The sequence below is a fragment of the Mycobacterium colombiense genome (genome assembly GCF_003284935.1).
Taxonomy (GTDB): Bacteria; Actinomycetota; Actinomycetes; order Mycobacteriales; family Mycobacteriaceae; genus Mycobacterium; species Mycobacterium arosiense_A.
In genome coordinates this window covers 47,048-64,697 of sequence record NZ_QMEV01000013.1, presented here as the reverse complement: position 1 = coordinate 64,697, position 17,650 = coordinate 47,048, and the positions used below count along the sequence as shown (strand labels likewise).

Below are 17,650 nucleotides of genomic sequence, written 5' to 3'. Positions count from 1 at the left end.
GATGGCAAAGAAGGCACTGGTCAACAAGGCCGCTCGCAAGCCGAAGTTCGCGGTGCGCGGCTACACCCGTTGCAACAAGTGCGGCCGCCCGCGCGCGGTCTTCCGCAAATTCGGCCTGTGCCGGATCTGCCTGCGCGAGATGGCGCACGCGGGCGAACTGCCCGGCGTGCAGAAGAGCAGCTGGTAACAGCCCCAACCACTAAGACCAACCCAGAAAAGGTGCGCGACAGGCCCGGACCGGGAACCATCGCGAGGAAGGTACCAACGCTGTCATGACGATGACGGACCCGATCGCAGACTTCTTGACACGTCTGCGCAACGCCAATTCGGCGTATCACGACGAGGTGACGCTGCCGCACTCCAAGATCAAGGCGAACATCGCCCAGATCCTCAAGAGCGAGGGCTACATCACCGATTACCGGACCGAGGATGCTCGGGTCGGCAAGTCGCTGATCGTTCAGCTCAAGTACGGGCCGAGCCGGGAGCGCAGCATCGCCGGCTTGCGCCGCGTGTCCAAGCCCGGTTTGCGGGTGTATGCGAAATCCACCAATCTGCCGCGCGTGCTCGGTGGCCTGGGTGTGGCGATCATCTCCACCTCCTCGGGCCTGCTGACCGACCGCCAGGCAGCCCGACAGGGCGTGGGCGGCGAAGTCCTCGCGTACGTCTGGTAAGGGCGGAGGTAACGAAAGACTATGTCTCGCATTGGTAAGCAGCCGGTTCCGGTCCCGTCGGGAGTCGACGTGACGATCGATGGCCAGAAGGTGTCGGTGAAGGGGCCCAAGGGCGCCCTGGATCTGACGGTGGCCGAGCCGATCACCGTGTCGCGCAACGACGATGGCGCGATCGTGGTCACCCGTCCCAACGACGAGCGGCGCAACCGCTCGTTGCACGGCCTGTCGCGGACCCTGGTGTCCAACCTGGTCACCGGCGTGACGCAGGGATACACCACCAAGATGGAGATCTTCGGTGTGGGTTACCGCGTGCAGCTCAAGGGTGCCAACCTCGAGTTCGCGCTGGGCTACAGCCACCCCGTGGTGATCGAGGCTCCGGACGGCATCACGTTCGCCGTCCAGTCGCCGACGAAATTCACCATCACCGGGATCGACAAGCAAAAGGTCGGCCAGATCTCGGCGAACATCCGCCGTCTGCGCCGCCCCGACCCGTACAAGGGCAAGGGCGTGCGCTACGAGGGTGAGCAGATCCGCCGCAAGGTCGGAAAGACAGGTAAGTAATCATGGCGCAAACACAAGCTGGCACCGCCGCGCGAAAGCCGGTGGGGCAGAGCGTATCCGCGACTCGGCGCGTCTCTCGGCTGCGCAGGCACGCACGGCTGCGCAAGAAGATCGCCGGCACCGGCCAGCGGCCGCGGCTGGTGATCAACCGGTCCTCGCGACACATTCACGTGCAACTGGTCAACGACGAGAACGGCACCACGGTGGCGGCCGCGTCGTCGATCGAGGACGACGTGCGCAGCCTGCAGGGAGACAAGAAAGCCCGCAGCGTGCGGGTGGGCCAGCTGATCGCCGAGCGCGCCAAGGCCGCCGGCATCGACAGCGTGGTCTTCGACCGTGGCGGATACACCTACGGCGGACGGATCGCGGCGCTGGCCGATGCCGCACGCGAGAACGGATTGCAATTCTGATGACGAAGAGCTTGAACACGATTGGAAGGACCGCATAATGGCGGAGCAGCCGACCGGCGGACAAGGCGCCGGCGACAGCCGTGACTCGCGCGGCGACCGCGACAGCCGCGGTCGACGCGGCGACGGCGGTCGTGGTGGCCGCGACCGCGACGGCGACAAGAGCAACTACCTGGAGCGGGTTGTCGCGATCAACCGCGTCTCCAAGGTGGTCAAGGGTGGACGGCGATTCAGCTTCACCGCACTGGTGATCGTCGGTGACGGCAACGGCATGGTCGGTGTCGGCTACGGCAAGGCCAAGGAAGTTCCCGCGGCCATCGCCAAGGGCGTCGAGGAGGCCCGCAAGGGCTTCTTCCGGGTGCCGCTGATCCGCGGGACCATCACCCACCCGGTTCAGGGTGAGGCGGCGGCCGGCGTGGTGCTGCTGCGCCCGGCCAGCCCGGGTACCGGGGTGATCGCCGGTGGCGCCGCGCGCGCGGTGCTGGAATGCGCCGGCGTACACGACATCCTGGCCAAGTCGCTGGGCAGCGACAACGCGATCAACGTAGTTCACGCGACGGTCACCGCCCTCAAACTGCTGCAGCGCCCCGAGGAGGTCGCCGCTCGCCGTGGCCTGCCCATCGAGGACGTTGCGCCGGCCGGAATGCTCAAAGCCCGTCGGGAAAGTGACGCGATGGCCAGCGCGGCGGCTCGCGAGGCCCAGACCTCGGGGGCACAACCATGAGCAGTCAACTGAAGATCACCCAGGTGCGCAGCACCATCGGGGCCCGCTGGAAGCAGCGTGAGTCCCTGCGCACCCTGGGCCTGCGGCGGATCCGCCACTCGGTGATCCGCGAGGACAACGCGCAGACCCGCGGACTGATCGCGGTGGTCAGCCACCTCGTCGAGGTGGAGCCCGCCGAGGCGTCGACCGCGGGTACCGGAGGTAGCAAGAAATGACGATCAAGCTGCACGATCTCAAGCCGGCGCGCGGGTCGAAGACCGCGCGCACCCGGGTCGGTCGCGGTGAGGGCTCCAAGGGCAAGACCGCCGGTCGCGGTACCAAGGGCACCAAGGCACGCAAGAACGTGCCGGCCACCTTCGAGGGTGGCCAGATGCCGATCCACATGCGGCTGCCCAAGCTCAAGGGATTCCGCAACCGGTTCCGCACCGAGTACGAGATCGTCAACGTCGGCGACCTCAACCGGCTTTTCCCGCAGGGTGGTTCGATCGGCGTGGACGAGCTGGTGGCCAAGGGCGCGGTTCGCCGCAACTCGTTGGTCAAGGTCCTCGGCGACGGCAAGCTGACGGTCAAGGTCGAGGTGTCCGCGCACAAGTTCAGCGGCAGCGCGCGCGAGAAGATCACCGCAGCGGGCGGTTCGGCCACCGAGCTGTCCTAGCTAGCTCAGCTGCGGAATCAGTTCTGCGGCAAGGCGTTCCATCTGCTCGCGGTTCTCGCCGGCGTCGATGCCGACGGGATTGAGTAACACCATCTGCGCCCCGGCGTCGATGACCTCGCGCAGCCCGCGCACCACGTCGTCGGGTGTGCCGGACACCGGCACGTCCGCCACGCCGGGCATCCGCCCATAGATGCGGTCCAGGCCGGCGAGCACGCGTTCGCGGGCTGTGGCGGCGTCGTCGTCGATCATCAAATAGACCCGTTTGCCGATGGTGAAGGTCGCGGGGTCCTTGTGTTGCTCGTCGAGTTCGCGCCGCACGACGTTCACGGCGCCGGCGAACGCCTCGGTGGTCGACGAGCCGGCGCCCAAAAATGAGTCGCCGTGTCGCACCGCGCGGGCCAGGGCCTTGGGCGCCAGGCCCCCGAACCAGATCGGCGGGTGCGGGCGCTGCACCGGCTTGGGCGATATCGGCAGGTCGTCGACGTCGCGGAACCGACCGTGAAACGTCACCCGCGGCTCGTCGGACCAGGCCGCCTTCATCAGCTCCAGGCCCTCGGTGAAATACGAGACGAAGGTGTCCCCGTCGACGCCGAAGGCTGCGAATTTCCGTCGACCACCCCCGGGCGCGACACCAATGTCCAAGCGGCCGTGGCTGAGTCGGTCGACCGCGGTGGCGGCCGAGGCCAGCTGCAGCGGGTCGTTCAGCGACGTCACCAGGACGCCGACGCCCAGGCGCAGCCGCTCGGTGCAGGCGGCGCAGTAGGCCAGCAGTTCCAGCGGAGCCAGCAGCGGCGCGGGCCCGATGATCTGTTCGAGCAGCCAACCGCCCTCGAACCCGAGGTCCTCGGCGCGCGCCAGGAAAGCGCGCAGCCCCGCCGCGTCGAAGTCGTCGTAGTCGAACTGCGGAATCGCGATGGAAAACCTCACCCGACCACCGTACGGGCGCGCATCGGTAGTCTGCAGACATGTTCGCTTTCCTGCCTTCGATTCCCGGCGTCGACGATGTTCGGGCGCTGGCCGGGCGGGTCGACACCGCCCGCCATCACGGCGTGCCCAACGGCTGCGTGCTCGAATTGGACCTGCGCTCGATGCCGCCGGAGACGTCGGGCTTCGACCCGCTGGGCCTCATCAGCGGGGGCAGCCGGCAGGTCGCGCTGCGCGACGTGGTGGCCGCCATCTACCGGGCGGCCGAGGATCCGCGGGTGGCCGGGCTGATCGCCCGTGTGCAACTGACGGCGTCGCCGGCGGCGGCGGTGCAGGAACTGCGCGAGGCCGTCGTCGCTTTCACCGCCGCCAAGCCGTCACTGGCCTGGGCCGAGACCTACCCGGGCACCCTGTCGTACTACCTGGCGTCGGCGTTCGGCGAGGTGTGGATGCAGCCGGCGGGGAGCGTCGGGCTGATCGGCTTTGCCAGCAATGCCACCTTCCTGCGCGACGCGTTGGACAAGGCCGGCATCGAAGCACAATTCGTCGCCCGCGGCGAATACAAGTCGGCGGCAAACCGTTTCACCGAGCACGGCTTCACCGAGGCCCACCGCGAGGCCGTCACCCGGATGCTGGAGAGCCTGCAGGAGCAGGTGTGGGAAGCGGTCGGCAAATCGCGCAAACTCGACGCCGCCGCGCTGGACGCGCTGGCCGACCGCGCCCCGCTGTTGCGCGAGGACGCCGTGTCCTCGGGCCTGGTCGACCGGATCGGTTTCCGGGACGAAGCCTACGACCGCATCGCGGAAATGGTTGGCGTGAAAGATGTTTCGGAGGACGACGCGCCCCCGCGGCTGTACGTGTCGCGCTACGCCGGCGCGGCCCGGTCGCGGCTGACGCCGCCGGTCCCCCCGGTTCCCGGGCGGCGCACCAAACCGACGGTCGCCGTGATCAACGTGGACGGCACGATCGTGGACGGGCGTGGGGGACCGCAGTTCCTGCCGTTCGGTGCCTCCACCGTGGGCAGCGACACCATCGCCCCGGCGCTGCGGGAAGCCGCCGCCGACGATTCGGTGTCCGCGATCGTGCTGCGGGTGAACAGCCCCGGCGGCTCGGTCACGGCGTCGGAAACGCTGTGGCGAGAGGTGAAAATGGCGCGCAAGCGCGGCAAGCCGGTGGTGGCGTCGATGGGTGCGGTCGCCGCATCCGGCGGCTACTACATCGCGGCCGCCGCCGACGCGATCGTGGCCAGCCCCGCGACCATCACCGGTTCGATCGGCGTGATCACCGGCAAGCTGGTGATCCGCGATCTGCTGCAGCGCCTGGGCGTCGGGCTGGATACCGTGCGCACCAACGCCAATGCCGATGCCTGGTCGATCGAGACGCCGTTCACCCCCGAGCAGCGCGCCCACCGCGAGGCCGAGGCCGACCTGGTGTACGCCGACTTCCTGGAGCGGGTCGCCGACGGTCGCAATCTGACCACCGAGGCGGTCGATCGCGTGGCCCGGGGCCGGGTGTGGACCGGTGCCGACGCGCGCGAGCGGGGTCTGGTCGACGAACTGGGCGGTTTCCGAACCGCTTTGCGCCGGGCGAAAGTGCTTGCGGGACTGGACGAGGACGCCGACGTGCGCCTGGTCACCTTCCCGGGCGGCTCGCTGCTGGACATGCTGCGGCCGCGAGCCTCCTCGCAGCCGGCCGCCGCGTCGCTGCCCGACGCGCTGGGGGCGCTGCTGGGCCGCACCATCGGCGGCATCCTGGACAACGTGGAACGGTCCTGCAGCGGCGCCAGCGCGCTGTGGCTGGGTCCCTGGCGCCTCTAGAGGTCGGGCCGGTCTAGCCCGCCAGCCTGGCGCTGATGAAGACGATCTCGCCGAGCGGATCGTCGTTCTCGGGCGCGGGCGGTTCGATGCCGTTGCGCCGGAACAGTTCCGTCCGGGTGACGCCCTCGGCCTTCCATCCGATGCCGGACAGATAGTCGATGACGTGGTTACGCTCGCCGGCGTAGACCAGCGACGCCATGTCGATGTCGACGCCGTGCTCCCGGAACGAACCGGACATCTCCCGCACCCGTTCCGCATCGAAATCGACGATGCCGGGCACGAATTCGGTGGCAATGGTGCTGCCGGGTGCGCTGAGCGCGGTGATGTTGTCGAACAGCCGGTCCTGGGCGTCGGGCGGCAGGTAGATCAGCAGGCCCTCGGCCAGCCAGGCCGTCGGCGCCGCGGTGTCGAACCCCGCCGCCTTCAGCGCGGTCGGCCAGTCCGCGCGCAGATCGATGGGAACGGTGCGCCGGGGCGCGGTCGGCTCGGCGCCCACATCGGCCAGCGTGCTGCTCTTGAATTCGATCACCCTCGGCTGGTCGATCTCGTAGACCACCGTGCCGGCCGGCCAGGGCAACCGGTAGGCGCGCGAGTCCAACCCGGAGGCCAAGATCACCACCTGACGCACTCCGCCGCCGGTTGCGTCGACGAAGTAATCGTCAAAGTACTTGGTGCGTACGGCCATTCCGTCGACCATGGACTGGAAGCGCACGGGCGTGGCGTTCTCGATCGCATCCAGGTCGAGGTCGCCGTCCATCATCTTGGTGAAGAAATCCACCCCGACCGCGCGCACCAGCGGCTCGGCGAACGGATCGTTGATCAGACCGCGGGGATCCTTGGACGCCATGGCCCGCCCGGCCGCGACCATGGTCGCGGTCGCGCCGACGCTGGAGGCCAGATCCCACTCGTCATCGTGAGTGCGTGACATGGCAGCAGCCTACTTGAGCCTGGCGGCGACGTAATTCAGGTCGCCGAAGGCCGCGACCACCTCTTCGGGAAACTCGAAGCCGTTGTGGGCGTAGAGGTCCCGGACGGGGTGGGCCGTCACATCCCAGCCGTGCCCGGTCAGGTAGTCGACGACGACGCTGCGCTCACCCCGGTAGAACAGGTCACCCGCGTCGAGGTCGAACCCGGCGCGCCGCCATCGCTCGGTGATGCGCTGCATGCGTTCGTCGGTGAACGCATTGGGGTCAGGCACGTGTTCGGTCGCCAGCCGGCTGCCGGGCGCGCTGAGCTCGGTGATGTCGTCGAACAGCCGGTCCTGCGCCTCGGGCGGCAGGTAGGGCAGCAGCCCTTCGGCGCTCCACGCGGTCGGTTGGGTGACGTCAAATCCGCTCTGCCGCAACGCTGCGGGCCAGTCCTCGCGCAGGTCGATGGCGACGGTTCGCCGCTCGGCGGTGGGGACCGCGCCGAGGCCTGTCAGGGTGTCGGTCTTGAACGCGATGACCTGTGGCTGGTCGATCTCGTAGACCACGGTGCCCGCGGGCCACGGCAGGCGGTATGCCCTGGTGTCCAGGCCGGAGGCCAGGATCACCGCCTGGCGCACACCGTCTTCGGTGGATTTGATGAAGAAGTCGTCGAAAAACCGTGTCCGCACGGTCATCTGCTCGGCCCTGGTTTTGCGGTTCATCAGCGGGTCGTCGGCGAAATCAACGTCTCCGTCGAGTATGCGGATGAAGGGGTCGAGCCCGACGGCGCGGACCAGGGGATCGGCGAATTTATCGTCGAGCAGGGGGTTCGGCCCCTGCGAAGCCACGGCGCGGGAAGCGGCGACCATCGTGGCCGTCGCCCCCACGCTGGACGCCAGGTCCCAGCTGTCGCCCTCGGTTCTTCCGGCGTCGGTGGTCATCGTCTCGCCTCCTATTTCTCGCCGAGCGTGCCGCTGGTGTACAGCATCTCGCCCATGCGCGTGTCGTCGTCGGTGAGCGGGTCGAGCCCGTTGGCCGCGAAAAGTTCCGTGATGCTGGCGCTGTTCAGCCGCCAGCCGCGGTCGGCCAGGTATCCGGCCGCCTCGTTGCGGTCGCCGAAGTACACCAGTCCCGCCATGTCCAGCTCGAAACCGTGCGCACGCCAACGCTCGGAGATCGTCTGCATGCGTTCCTTCATCTTCTCTTCGTGACCGGGCTCGGGGTTGGGCGCGCTCTCGGTGGCCAGCCGGCTGCCCGGGGCGCTGAGTTCGGTGATGGTGTCCAGCAGGCGATCCTGCGCCTCGGGCGGCAGGTAGCCGAGCAGGCCCTCGGCGCTCCACGCGGTCGGCTGGGCCGGGTCGAATCCGGCGTTGCGCAGCGCGGTGGGCCAGTCGTCGCGCAGATCGACGGCCACCACCCGCCGCTCGGCGGTGGGCTGCGCGCCCAGCTCGGCCAGCGAGCGGGTTTTGAATTCGATCACCTGGGGCTGGTCCACCTCGTAGACCACCGTCCCGGCCGGCCACGCCAACCGGTACGGGCGCGCGTCCAGCCCGGACGCCAGGATCACCGCCTGCTTGATGCCGGCGTTCGTCGCGTCCAGGAAGAACTCGTCGAAGAACTTGGTGCGCACGGCCATGTTGTCGGCCATCCGCGACATCGCCCCGGCGGATCCGGCGGCGCCGTCGTGGACGTCGTTCAACTCGGCGGGGTCCAGCTCGCCGCTGGCCAGCCGGGAGAGCAGGTCCACGCCGACCAGCTTCACCAGTGGCTCGGCGAAGGGGTCGTTGATCAGCGGGCGCTCGGCGCGGGTGGCCATGGCGCGGGCCGCCGCGACCATGGTCGCGGTCACGCCGACGCTGGACGCCAGATCCCACGTGTCGCCTTCGTACCTGGTGGAGGTCATATTGTGTGCCCCTATCGGAGGTAGTCAATCTAATATTTAGCCGATATAACAAGCTTCTCCCACTGTACGCTTCCCCGGATTCGCGGCAACCTTGAGCGATGACGTACGCGGCGGCCGGTCATCGGGCCCGATGAAGGCGCTCGTCTACGGTGTGGAACCGGAGCCCTTCGAGGTGCCCCGTGACGCCAACCCGCTGACCCAGAACCTGGCCCGCACCCCGACGGCCCTGCGCGACGTGCCGGATCCCCGACCGCCGCACGAAGACTGGGTGATCACCCGGCCGCGGCTGACGGGGATCTGTGGGTCGGACTCCAAGCAGATCCTGATGGATTTCGGCGAGGGCGACGGTGACAACGCCATGGCCGTGTTCTGCTCATTCCCGCAAGTCATGGGTCACGAGGTGGTCGCCGACGTGGTCGCGCTGGGCCCCGGGGCCCGGGGATTGCAGGTCGGCCAGCGGGTGGTGCTCAACCCGTGGTTGTCCTGCGGGCCGCGTGGCATCCAACCGCCCTGTCCCGCATGCGAAGCCGGCGACTACAGCCTGTGCTGGAGCTTCGCCGACGGCGACATCAAGCCCGGCATCCACACCGGGGTCTCGGCCGACGTGACCGGCGGCTACGCCGAATTGATGCCCGCCCACGACAGCATGCTGTTCGCGGTCCCGGACTCGATTCCCGACGAGATGGCCGTCTTCGCCGACCCGTTCTCGGTCTCGCTGCACGCCATCACCCGCCACCCGCCACCCCGCTCGGGCGCCGCGCTGGTGTACGGGGCGGGTTCGCTGGGATTGTGTGCGGTCGCGATCCTGCGCACGCTGTATCCCGACGTGGCCATCGCGGTGGTGGCGCGCTTCGCCGCGCAGGCCGAACTGGCGCGCCGGTTCGGTGCCGCGAAAGTCCTTGCGCACGAGCCGCGTTCGGTCCTCATCGAGGAGATCGCCGCCTGGGGTGGTGGCCGGCTACGCCAGCCGTTGCGGGGTTTGCCGATGGCGCACCCCGGCGCGGTCGACGTCGTCTACGACACGGTGGGCAAGCCCGAGACGTTCGAGGTCGGGGTCCGGGTGCTGCGATCGCGCGGGACGCTGGTCAAGGCCGGCGTCCACGCCCCCGGCCGCTGGGAGGATAGCCCGCTTTACTTCAAGGAGATCTCGTTCGTCGGCTCCAACGCCTTCGGCGTCGAGGAGGTGGACGGGCACCGCAGGCACGCCATCGCGCACTACCTCGCCCTGGCCGCCGCGGGGCGGGTGGACCTGCGTCCCATGCTCACCCACACCTTCGGGTTGGGGCAGTGGCGCGAGGCTTTCCACGCGATCGCAAACCAGGGCGAGAGCGGCGCGGTGAAGGTCGCGATCGATCAGCGTTAGGTGTTGGCGCGCAGATAGCTGTACACGGACGCGAAATTGCGGTTGACGTCCTCGGGGATAGCCACCGGACCGCCGAGAGCCCTTGCACCCCAAACGATTTGAGCCGTGCGTTCGACCAGCGCGGTGATATGCAACGCCTTGTCGGGTCGCGGCCCCACCGCCACCAGGCCGTGGTTGGCGATCAACGCTGCGCCGCGGCCCTCGAGCGCCTTCACGGCGTTGACGCCGACGTCGGGCGTGCCGGACGCGGCGTAGTCGGTGCACCGGACGTCGCCGCCGCAATACACCGCGAACTCGTCGATACACGCCGGGATCGGCTCGTGGGCGATTGCGAACATCGTGGCCCACACCGGATGGCTGTGGATGACGCTGCCGATGTCGTCGAAGGCGCGATAGCAGGCCAGGTGCAGCTGCATCTCCGACGACGGTGCGCGGCCCTGCGCCGCCTGCAGGACCGAGCCGTCCGCGTCGACCAGCACCAGGTCGTCGAGGGTCATGTCGCGGTAGTCCACCGACGACGGGGTGATGACGATGTGGCCGTCGGCGCGGCGCGCGGAGATGTTGCCCGCCGTCCCCTCGACCAGGCCGCGGCGCAGCATGTCTTTGGCGGCGTCCAGCACCGCGGTTTCCGGATTGTCGACGAACTTCATGCCCCCAGCACCTCCGGGTTGACGATGTGGGTGGGTGCGTTGCCGGCCAGCAGCGCTTCGAGGTCGTCGGCCACCATCTGCGCCTGCCGCGCCTCGGTGTCGAAGGTGGCGCCCCCGATGTGCGGCGTCAGCACGACGTTTCCCATGCCGACCAACGGGTGATCGGTGGGCAGCCATTCGCCGGCGAAGTGGTCGAGCCCCGCGGCGCCCACCTTGCCCGCGATCAGGGCGTCGACCAGCGCATCGGTGTCGTGCAGCTGGGCGCGGGCGGTGTTGAGGAAGACCACGCCGTCGCGCATGGCCGCGAACTCCCGCGCGCCGATCATGCCGGCCGTGTCGTCGGTGACCGGGGCGTGTAGCGACACCACGTCGGCCTCCGCCAGCAACTCGTCGAGGCTGTGCCGGGCCTCGGGGTTGTAGGGGTCGTGCGCGATGACGCGCAGACCCAGTCCGGACAGCCGCCACTGCGTGGCGCGGCCGACGGCGCCCAGGCCCACCAGCCCGGCGGTGAGCCCGGCGATCTCCGCGGCGCGGAAGCGTTGGTAGGGGATGCTGCCGTCGCGAAAGATGTTGCCGCCGCGCACATCCGCGTCCGCGGTGAGCACATGGCGGGTGACGGCCAGCAACAGGGCGACCGTCATCTCCGCGACGGCATCGGCGTTGCGGGCCGGGGTGTTCAGCACGGGAATGCCGGCCGCGGTGGCACCGGCGATGTCGACATTGTTGGGGTCGCCGCGGGTGGACGCGATCACCCGCACACCAAGGTCGAACACCGGGCCGCGCACCGAATCGCTTTCCACCACCACGATTTCGGCGCCCTCGTCGGTGATCCGCTCGGCCAGCTGCTCGGCGCTGTAGATGCGCACCGGGGTCTGCTCGATCCAGGGGTCGTAGACGACGTCGGCCAGCTCGCGCAGTGTGGCGAAGCCCGGCCCCCGCATCGGGGCGGTCACCAAGGCGCGCGGTTTGGACGTCACGAGTGCCAATGCTGGCGTACGGTGACGCCCGTGTCACGCAAAGACGTCACAATCGGCATCGACGTCGGTAGCACCGCGGTCAAGGCGATAGCCGCCGACGCCGACGGCAACGTGACGGCGCGCGTGCGCATCCCGCACGAGCTGCGGGTACCGGCACCCGACCGGCTCGAGCACGACGCCGAGGCGGCGTGGCGGCGTGGGCCCTCGGCGGCACTGGACGAACTGGTCGGCCAGCCCGACCTCGCGGCGGTGGCCGTCTCGGCGATGGTCCCGTCGATGACGGCCGTCGACGGCACCGGCACACCGATCACCCCGGGACTGCTGTACGGCGACGCACGCGGCCGCGCGCCCGGCGGTGCCGCGCAGCCGCTGCCCGCGCTCGGCGAGGCCGCCGAGTTCTTGCGCTGGACGGCCGCCCAGGCTCCGGGCGCCGCCGGCTACTGGCCCGCGCCGGCGGTGACCAACCACGCGCTGTCGGGCGAGGCGGTCATCGACATCGCCACCGCCGCCACGGCGTTTCCCTTGTTCGACGGGACCGGCTGGAATCGGCAGGCGTGCGCCGAGCGGGGCGCGGACGTCGGGCAGCTGCCCCGGGTGGAGAGCATGGGCGCCGTCGTCGGGCAGGTGCACGGCACGGATTCCGCGCTGGCCACCGGCGCCGTCGACGCGCTGTGCGAACAGATGGTCGCCGGCGCCGACCACGACGGCGACGTGCTGGTGATGTGTGGCACCACGCTGATCGTCTGGACGACCATTCCCGAGGCCCGCCAGATGCCCGGGCTGTGGACCATCCCGCACACCACGCCCGGCAAGAGCCAGATCGGCGGGGCCAGCAACGCCGGGGGGCTATTCCTGGGCTGGGTGGATCGCATTGTGGCGCCGGCCGACCCGGCGGACGTGCAACCCGGACGCGTCCCGGTGTGGTCGCCCTACCTGCGGGGTGAGCGCACCCCGTTCCACGACCCGGACCGCCGGGGCGTGCTCGAGGCCCTCGATCTGACCCACGACGCCGCCGCGCTGCGGCGGGCCGCCTACGAGGCGTCCGGCTTCGTGGTCCGCCAGCTCATCGAACTGTCCGGGGCGCCGGTGGCGCGCATCGTGGCCACCGGCGGCGGCACCCGGGTGGGCGCGTGGCTGCAGGCCATCGCCGACGCCACCGGGCGACCGGTCGAGGTGTCCGGGGTGCCGGAAGGGGCCGCGCTGGGGGCGGCCTTCTTGGCGCGGATGGCGGCCGGCCTGGAGACGACGATCGCCGATGCCGCCCGATGGGTGCGCACCGAGCGCATCGTCGAGCCCGACCCCGCCTGGGCGGACCCGGTCGGGGATCGCTACCAGCGCTTCCTGGAGTTGGGAAACCGAAGATGTAGCGCGGTGGTACCACCGGCGATCTAGGCTGGTGCAATGACCGACCAGGACCGCAAAGCCGCCCGCCGCGAAATCGCCGACGCATTGTTGAAAGCCCTCGAACGACGGCACGAAGTACTCGACCTGATCGTCGAGGCCGACAACAACTCCGAGGCGGTCAAGGCCATCGCCGGATTGCTCGGCACGTCGAACACGGGCGCCGAAGCGGTATTTGGCTTGTCCTTCGACCGGCTCACCAAGGACTCGCGCAGGACGATCCAGGCCGAACTCGAGGACCTGAACAAGCAGCTGAGCTTCACCCTGGGCGAGCGACCGGCGAGCTCGGGGGACACCCTCGAACTCCGGCCGTTCTCCGCGAGCGAGGACCGCGACATCTTCGGCGTCCGCACCCAGGACATGGGTGGTGCCTCGGGTGACGGATCCGGCGGGCAGGCGGGCAACCTCGACGACGAGATCGGTGCCGCGCTGCGCCGGGTCGACGACGAAGAGGCCGCCTGGTTCGTGGCCATCGACAACGGCGAGAAGGTCGGCATGGTGTTCGGCGAGCTGGTCCGCGGCGAGGTCGACGTGCGGATCTGGATTCACCCGGATCACCGCAAGCGGGGTTACGGCACTGCCGCGCTGCGCAAGTCGCGCTCGGAGATGGCCTGGTGTTTCCCGGCGGTGCCGATGGTGGTGCGGGCACCGGCGGCCAACCCCGGCTGAGCGTCAGGGCAGGACGGCGTCGACCGCGATGCTGTGCTGCAGCGACTCGAGGCTGTCGCCCGGTGCGACGGGCAGGCCGGCCTCGGCGAACATGTCGGCGCGGGTGCGCGTCGACACCCGCCAGCCGAGGTCGCTCAGATACTGTGCCGCCGGGGTGCGCTCGCCGCGGTAGACCAGCGTCGACACGTCGACGTCGAAGCCGTATTGCCCCCAGCGCCTGGCCATCGCCTTCGCGCGCCTTTCCAGCAGGTCCCGTGTGCCGCCGTCGTGGTATTCGGTCGCCAGCCGGCTGCCCGGCGCGCTGAGCGTGGTGATGGCGTCGAACAGGCTGTCCTGCGCGTGGGGCGGCAGATACATCAACAACCCCTCGGCGCTCCAGGCGCTGGACCGTGACTCGTCGAAACCCTTGTCCCGCAACGCGCTCAGCCAGTCCTCGCGCAGGTCGGCCGACACGGTGCGCCGTTCCGCGGTGGGCCGGACGCCCAATGCGGCCAGCGTCGTGGACTTGAACTCGATGACGGCGGGCTGGTCGACTTCGTAGACGACGGTGCCCGCCGGCCAGGCCAGGCGGTACGGGCGGGAATCCAGGCCGGAAGCCAGGATGACGGCCTGGCGGATGCCGGAAGCCGTTGCGTCGGTGAAGAAGTCGTCGAAGTGGCGGGTGCGCACGGCCATCATGTTGACCATGCGTTCCAGGTTGAATTCGGCCTCCAGGTCGGCGTCGGCGTCGATACCGCCGGTCTCGTCGGTGATGTCACCGTCGAGCACCCGGATGAAGAACTCCGCACCCACCGCGCGGACCAGCGGGTCGGCGAACGGATCGTCGATCAGCGCGTCGGCCCGCCGACCGGCCAACGCCCGGCAAGCGGCGACCCAGGTGGCCGTGGCGCCCACGCTGGACGCGAGATCCCAACTGTCGCCGTCTGATCGCTTGCTGTCGGTCTCGGCCATCGCTAGCGCAGGGTGGCGGTCACGGCGACGATGTTGCGGAACTGCGCCATCGCCTCGTCGTCGCGGAATTTCAGTCCGTAGTCGCCGAACAGCTCGCGGCGCGGCCGGGCGGTCACCTCCCAGCCCTTACCGGTGAGGTAGTCGACGACGTTGCTGCGCTCGCCGTCGAAGAACAGTCCCGACAGGTCGATGTCGCAGCCGACCTTGGCCCAGCGGTCGTTGAACTCTTGGGCGCGTTGCGACATCGTCGTGCCTGCGGTGTCCGGGTGATATTCGGTGGCCAGCCTGCTGCCGGGGGCGCTGAGCTCGGTGATGTTGTCGAAGAGCCGGTCCTGGGCGTCGGGCGGCAGGTACATCAGCAGTCCCTCGGCGCTCCACGACGTCGGCTGTGTCACGTCAAAGCCGTTGTCGCGCAACGCGGCCGGCCAGTCCTCGCGCAGATCGATGCTGACCGTGCGCCGCTCCGCGGCCGGGGCGGCACCCAGCTCGGCCATCGTCGTGCTCTTGAACTGCACGACGGCAGGCTGATCGACCTCGTAGACCACGCTCCCGGACGGCCAGCTCAGCCGGTAGGCGCGGGAGTCGAGGCCGGCGGCCAGGATCACCGCCTGGCGGACCCCGTCGCGGGCGGCGTCGAGGAAGAAGTCGTCGAAGAAGCGGGTGCGCACGGCGATCGAGTCGGTCTCGAGCCCCAGGTCCTTGCCCTCGTCGCCCTCGGACGCGGTGAGCTCGCCGTCGACCAGGCGCCGGAAGAAATCCAGCCCGACCGCGCGCACCAGGGGCGCGGCGAAGGGGTCGTTGATGATCGGATTGGAACCCTCGCTGGCCAGTGCGCGGGCCGCGGCGACCATGGTGGCCGTGGCACCGACGCTCGAGGCCAAGTCCCAGCTGTCTTGGTCAGTGCGTGTCATGCTGCTCCCAAGTTATTTAGCAAATGCAACGAGTCAGGGGAACTCTACGCCTCACGGCTTACGGCTTCCTGTGTTTTTCTCCCGCGTGGCGGCGGCGGCGCAAACGCCCGGTTAACCGCGTCGCGAGCGGTCGTTCAGGGGGGCGCAGTAAAGGCCCTGACCAGACCTGCCCGTACCAGCTGTTAGTCTCGTACACGGTTTGACGCGCTGTAGATTAGTCGGCCGTACGTCCTGGCCTGCGGGTGTTGGGCGCGTGATGCAGGAAACCCCCGGCTGCGCAGGAGGAAGAGTTGCTTTCCGCTTTCATCTCATCGCTGCGGACAGTCGACCTGAGACGGAAGATCCTCTTCACGCTTGGCATCGTCGTCTTGTATCGGGTCGGCGCCGCATTACCGTCCCCTGGCGTCAACTATCCGAACGTCCAGCAGTGCATCAAAGAGGCCAGCGGTGGCGCGGCCGGACAGATCTACTCGCTGATCAACCTGTTCTCCGGTGGTGCGCTGCTCAAACTCACCGTGTTCGCGGTGGGGGTGATGCCCTACATCACGGCCAGCATCATCGTGCAGCTGCTCACGGTGGTCATCCCGCGGTTCGAGGAACTGCGCAAGGAAGGCCAATCCGGCCAGGCCAAGATGACGCAGTACACGCGTTACCTGGCCATTGCGCTGGCCATCCTGCAGGCCACCAGCATCGTGGCCCTGGCCGCCAACGGCGGGCTGCTGCAGGGCTGCTCGCTGGACATCATCGCCGACCAGAGCATCTTCACGCTGGTCGTGATCGTGCTCGTGATGACCAGCGGCGCGGCGCTGGTCATGTGGATGGGTGAGCTGATCACCGAGCGCGGCATCGGCAACGGCATGTCGCTGCTGATCTTCGTCGGCATCGCGGCACGTATCCCCGCCGAGGGCAAGACGATCCTGGACAGCCGCGGCGGGATGATCTTCGCCGCCGTCCTGGTCGCTGCGCTGGTCATCATCGTCGGCGTCGTGTTCGTCGAGCAGGGGCAGCGCCGGATCCCGGTCCAGTACGCCAAGCGCATGGTCGGCCGGCGCATGTACGGCGGAACCTCGACATATCTGCCGCTCAAGGTCAACCAGGCCGGCGTTATCCCGGTGATCTTCGCGTCCTCGCTGATCTACATCCCGCACCTGATCACCCAGCTGATCCGCAGCGGCAGCGGCGGTGTGGGCAACAGCTGGTGGGACAAGTTCGTCGGCAGCTACCTGTCCGACCCCAGCGACCCGGTGTACATCGGCATCTACTTCGGCCTCATCATCTTCTTCACGTACTTCTACGTGTCGATCACCTTCAATCCCGACGAGCGTGCCGACGAGATGAAGAAGTTCGGCGGGTTCATCCCCGGCATCCGGCCGGGCAAGCCGACCGCCGATTACCTGCGTTTCGTGCTGAGCCGCATCACCCTGCCGGGTTCGATCTACCTCGGCGCAATCTCGGTGTTGCCCAACTTGTTCTTGCAGATCGGCAACGGCGGAGCGGTTCAGAATCTGCCGTTCGGCGGTACCGCGGTGTTGATCATGATCGGCGTGGGCTTGGATACGGTCAAGCAGATCGAGAGTCAGCTCATGCAGCGCAACTATGAAGGGTTCCTCAAGTGAGAGTGGTTTTGCTCGGACCGCCGGGGGCGGGCAAGGGAACGCAGGCCCAGAAGCTCTCCGAAAAGCTGGGAATCCCGCACATCTCCACCGGTGAGCTGTTCCGCAGCAACATCGAGAACGGAACCAAACTGGGCCTGGAGGCCAAGCGCTACCTGGACGCCGGTGACCTGGTGCCCTCCGAGTTGACCAACCAGCTCGTCGACGACCGCCTGAGCGATCCCGACGCGGCCAAAGGGTTCATCCTGGACGGCTTCCCGCGGTCGACCGAGCAGGCCAAAGCGCTGCACGACATGCTGGGGCGGCGGGGCACCGACATCGACGCGGTGCTGGAATTCCGGGTCTCGCAGGAGGAGTTGCTGGAACGGCTCAAGGCGCGTGGCCGGGCCGACGACACCGACGACATCATCCTGAACCGGATGAAGGTCTACCGCGACGAGACCGCACCGCTGCTGGAGTACTACAGCGACGAGCTCAAGACGGTCGACGCCGTCGGCACCCAGGACGAAGTGTTCGCCCGCGCGCTGCAGGCGCTGGGCAAGTAG

At 68.8% G+C, this 17,650-nt stretch carries 21 protein-coding genes; 13 read left to right on the top strand and 8 right to left on the bottom strand.

Annotated features, from left to right (window positions below):
* Nucleotide 1 precedes the first annotated feature (1 nt).
* The 7 genes from DQP57_RS09195 (at nucleotide 2) to rplO (ending at nucleotide 3,018) form a co-directional block, all read left to right on the top strand.
* A complete protein-coding gene (locus DQP57_RS09195; RefSeq protein WP_003873499.1) occupies nucleotides 2-187 on the top strand; it encodes a type Z 30S ribosomal protein S14 in 186 nt (61 codons plus the stop codon).
* A gap of 85 nt (nucleotides 188-272) precedes the next feature.
* The gene (gene rpsH, locus DQP57_RS09190; RefSeq protein WP_065056829.1) at nucleotides 273-671 is read left to right on the top strand and encodes a 30S ribosomal protein S8; all 399 of its coding nucleotides are present in this window, start codon (nucleotides 273-275) and stop codon (nucleotides 669-671) included.
* A gap of 21 nt (nucleotides 672-692) precedes the next feature.
* Nucleotides 693-1,232 (top strand): 50S ribosomal protein L6, encoded by a 540-nt coding sequence (gene rplF / locus DQP57_RS09185; protein WP_112632678.1) that lies wholly within the window; start codon nucleotides 693-695, stop codon nucleotides 1,230-1,232.
* 41 nt (nucleotides 1,233-1,273) lie between these two features.
* Nucleotides 1,274-1,642: a 50S ribosomal protein L18 gene (gene rplR / locus DQP57_RS09180; RefSeq protein WP_112632709.1), complete on the top strand. Its 369-nt coding sequence runs from the start codon at nucleotides 1,274-1,276 to the stop codon at nucleotides 1,640-1,642.
* Between the two features lie 37 nt (nucleotides 1,643-1,679).
* Nucleotides 1,680-2,363 (top strand): 30S ribosomal protein S5, encoded by a 684-nt coding sequence (rpsE, locus tag DQP57_RS09175; protein ID WP_112632677.1) that lies wholly within the window; start codon nucleotides 1,680-1,682, stop codon nucleotides 2,361-2,363.
* Nucleotides 2,360-2,578: a 50S ribosomal protein L30 gene (gene rpmD / locus DQP57_RS09170; RefSeq protein ID WP_112632676.1), complete on the top strand. Its 219-nt coding sequence runs from the start codon at nucleotides 2,360-2,362 to the stop codon at nucleotides 2,576-2,578. Before rpsE ends, rpmD begins: the two co-directional genes overlap by 4 nt.
* Nucleotides 2,575-3,018 carry a 50S ribosomal protein L15 gene (rplO, locus tag DQP57_RS09165; RefSeq protein WP_066869416.1) on the top strand — a complete coding sequence of 148 codons (444 nt, stop codon included), beginning with the start codon at nucleotides 2,575-2,577 and terminating at the stop codon, nucleotides 3,016-3,018. Before rpmD ends, rplO begins: the two co-directional genes overlap by 4 nt.
* Here rplO and DQP57_RS09160 read toward each other — a convergent pair whose 3' ends face one another.
* Nucleotides 3,019-3,945 (bottom strand): LLM class flavin-dependent oxidoreductase, encoded by a 927-nt coding sequence (locus tag DQP57_RS09160; RefSeq protein WP_112632675.1) that lies wholly within the window; start codon nucleotides 3,943-3,945, stop codon nucleotides 3,019-3,021.
* Nucleotides 3,946-3,983: 38 nt separating this feature from the next.
* Here DQP57_RS09160 and sppA point away from each other — a divergent pair, with 38 nt between their 5' ends.
* Complete coding sequence (gene sppA / locus DQP57_RS09155) at nucleotides 3,984-5,759, top strand: signal peptide peptidase SppA (RefSeq protein WP_112632674.1); 1,776 nt, start codon at nucleotides 3,984-3,986, stop codon at nucleotides 5,757-5,759.
* Between the two features lie 13 nt (nucleotides 5,760-5,772).
* Here the strand turns inward: sppA and DQP57_RS09150 are convergent, their stop codons facing one another.
* From DQP57_RS09150 to DQP57_RS09140, 3 genes are read right to left on the bottom strand one after another with little or no spacing between them, the layout of a single operon-like run.
* The gene (locus DQP57_RS09150) at nucleotides 5,773-6,687 is read right to left on the bottom strand and encodes a class I SAM-dependent methyltransferase (RefSeq protein WP_112632673.1); all 915 of its coding nucleotides are present in this window, start codon (nucleotides 6,685-6,687) and stop codon (nucleotides 5,773-5,775) included.
* 9 nt (nucleotides 6,688-6,696) lie between these two features.
* Nucleotides 6,697-7,608 carry a class I SAM-dependent methyltransferase gene (locus DQP57_RS09145; RefSeq protein WP_112632672.1) on the bottom strand — a complete coding sequence of 304 codons (912 nt, stop codon included), beginning with the start codon at nucleotides 7,606-7,608 and terminating at the stop codon, nucleotides 6,697-6,699.
* An 11-nt stretch (nucleotides 7,609-7,619) separates the two neighbouring features.
* Complete coding sequence (locus tag DQP57_RS09140) at nucleotides 7,620-8,570, bottom strand: class I SAM-dependent methyltransferase (RefSeq protein ID WP_112632671.1); 951 nt, start codon at nucleotides 8,568-8,570, stop codon at nucleotides 7,620-7,622.
* A 130-nt stretch (nucleotides 8,571-8,700) separates the two neighbouring features.
* Here DQP57_RS09140 and DQP57_RS09135 point away from each other — a divergent pair, with 130 nt between their 5' ends.
* Entirely contained in the window at nucleotides 8,701-9,933 is a 1,233-nt protein-coding gene (locus DQP57_RS09135; protein ID WP_112632670.1) for a zinc-dependent alcohol dehydrogenase, read from the top strand.
* Here the strand turns inward: DQP57_RS09135 and DQP57_RS09130 are convergent.
* Both DQP57_RS09130 and DQP57_RS09125 read right to left on the bottom strand, forming a co-directional pair.
* Complete coding sequence (locus tag DQP57_RS09130) at nucleotides 9,930-10,583, bottom strand: L-fuculose-phosphate aldolase (RefSeq protein ID WP_112632669.1); 654 nt, start codon at nucleotides 10,581-10,583, stop codon at nucleotides 9,930-9,932. The genes DQP57_RS09135 and DQP57_RS09130 overlap by 4 nt on opposite strands.
* Nucleotides 10,580-11,560, bottom strand: a complete 981-nt coding sequence (locus DQP57_RS09125; protein WP_112632668.1) for an NAD(P)-dependent oxidoreductase — start codon at nucleotides 11,558-11,560, stop codon at nucleotides 10,580-10,582. Before DQP57_RS09125 ends, DQP57_RS09130 begins: the two co-directional genes overlap by 4 nt.
* Before the next feature lie 30 nt (nucleotides 11,561-11,590).
* Between DQP57_RS09125 and DQP57_RS09120 the strand changes: the two genes are divergently transcribed.
* Both DQP57_RS09120 and DQP57_RS09115 read left to right on the top strand, forming a co-directional pair.
* Nucleotides 11,591-12,952: a xylulokinase gene (locus DQP57_RS09120; RefSeq protein WP_112632708.1), complete on the top strand. Its 1,362-nt coding sequence runs from the start codon at nucleotides 11,591-11,593 to the stop codon at nucleotides 12,950-12,952.
* 9 nt (nucleotides 12,953-12,961) lie between these two features.
* Nucleotides 12,962-13,630, top strand: a complete 669-nt coding sequence (locus DQP57_RS09115; protein ID WP_112632667.1) for a GNAT family N-acetyltransferase — start codon at nucleotides 12,962-12,964, stop codon at nucleotides 13,628-13,630.
* A 3-nt stretch (nucleotides 13,631-13,633) separates the two neighbouring features.
* On the opposite strand, the gene DQP57_RS09110 is transcribed toward DQP57_RS09115, so the two are convergent.
* Both DQP57_RS09110 and DQP57_RS09105 read right to left on the bottom strand, forming a co-directional pair.
* The gene (locus tag DQP57_RS09110; protein WP_112632666.1) at nucleotides 13,634-14,581 is read right to left on the bottom strand and encodes a class I SAM-dependent methyltransferase; all 948 of its coding nucleotides are present in this window, start codon (nucleotides 14,579-14,581) and stop codon (nucleotides 13,634-13,636) included.
* Between the two features lie 2 nt (nucleotides 14,582-14,583).
* Nucleotides 14,584-15,492 (bottom strand): class I SAM-dependent methyltransferase, encoded by a 909-nt coding sequence (locus tag DQP57_RS09105; RefSeq protein ID WP_112632665.1) that lies wholly within the window; start codon nucleotides 15,490-15,492, stop codon nucleotides 14,584-14,586.
* A gap of 290 nt (nucleotides 15,493-15,782) precedes the next feature.
* On the opposite strand from DQP57_RS09105, the gene secY reads away from it, so the two are divergent.
* Complete coding sequence (gene secY / locus DQP57_RS09100) at nucleotides 15,783-17,108, top strand: preprotein translocase subunit SecY (RefSeq protein WP_112632664.1); 1,326 nt, start codon at nucleotides 15,783-15,785, stop codon at nucleotides 17,106-17,108.
* Nucleotides 17,105-17,650 carry an adenylate kinase gene (locus DQP57_RS09095; RefSeq protein ID WP_112632663.1) on the top strand — a complete coding sequence of 182 codons (546 nt, stop codon included), beginning with the start codon at nucleotides 17,105-17,107 and terminating at the stop codon, nucleotides 17,648-17,650. The genes secY and DQP57_RS09095 overlap by 4 nt, the downstream gene beginning before the upstream one ends.

Bases quoted from the DNA above. Each gene is read 5' to 3' on its own strand.
- DQP57_RS09105 (WP_112632665.1), bottom strand. From the start codon at position 15,492: ATGACACGCACTGACCAAGACAGCTGGGACTTGGCCTCGAGCGTCGGT.
- DQP57_RS09115 (WP_112632667.1), top strand. From the start codon at position 12,962: ATGACCGACCAGGACCGCAAAGCCGCCCGCCGCGAAATCGCCGACGCA.
- rpsE (WP_112632677.1), top strand. From the start codon at position 1,680: ATGGCGGAGCAGCCGACCGGCGGACAAGGCGCCGGCGACAGCCGTGAC.
- sppA (WP_112632674.1), top strand. From the start codon at position 3,984: ATGTTCGCTTTCCTGCCTTCGATTCCCGGCGTCGACGATGTTCGGGCG.
- rpmD (WP_112632676.1), top strand. From the start codon at position 2,360: ATGAGCAGTCAACTGAAGATCACCCAGGTGCGCAGCACCATCGGGGCC.
- DQP57_RS09110 (WP_112632666.1), bottom strand. From the start codon at position 14,581: ATGGCCGAGACCGACAGCAAGCGATCAGACGGCGACAGTTGGGATCTC.
- rplO (WP_066869416.1), top strand. From the start codon at position 2,575: ATGACGATCAAGCTGCACGATCTCAAGCCGGCGCGCGGGTCGAAGACC.
- rpsH (WP_065056829.1), top strand. From the start codon at position 273: ATGACGATGACGGACCCGATCGCAGACTTCTTGACACGTCTGCGCAAC.
- rplF (WP_112632678.1), top strand. From the start codon at position 693: ATGTCTCGCATTGGTAAGCAGCCGGTTCCGGTCCCGTCGGGAGTCGAC.
- DQP57_RS09145 (WP_112632672.1), bottom strand. From the start codon at position 7,608: ATGACCACCGACGCCGGAAGAACCGAGGGCGACAGCTGGGACCTGGCG.
- DQP57_RS09195 (WP_003873499.1), top strand. From the start codon at position 2: ATGGCAAAGAAGGCACTGGTCAACAAGGCCGCTCGCAAGCCGAAGTTC.
- DQP57_RS09130 (WP_112632669.1), bottom strand. From the start codon at position 10,583: ATGAAGTTCGTCGACAATCCGGAAACCGCGGTGCTGGACGCCGCCAAA.
- DQP57_RS09150 (WP_112632673.1), bottom strand. From the start codon at position 6,687: ATGTCACGCACTCACGATGACGAGTGGGATCTGGCCTCCAGCGTCGGC.
- DQP57_RS09135 (WP_112632670.1), top strand. From the start codon at position 8,701: ATGAAGGCGCTCGTCTACGGTGTGGAACCGGAGCCCTTCGAGGTGCCC.
- DQP57_RS09140 (WP_112632671.1), bottom strand. From the start codon at position 8,570: ATGACCTCCACCAGGTACGAAGGCGACACGTGGGATCTGGCGTCCAGC.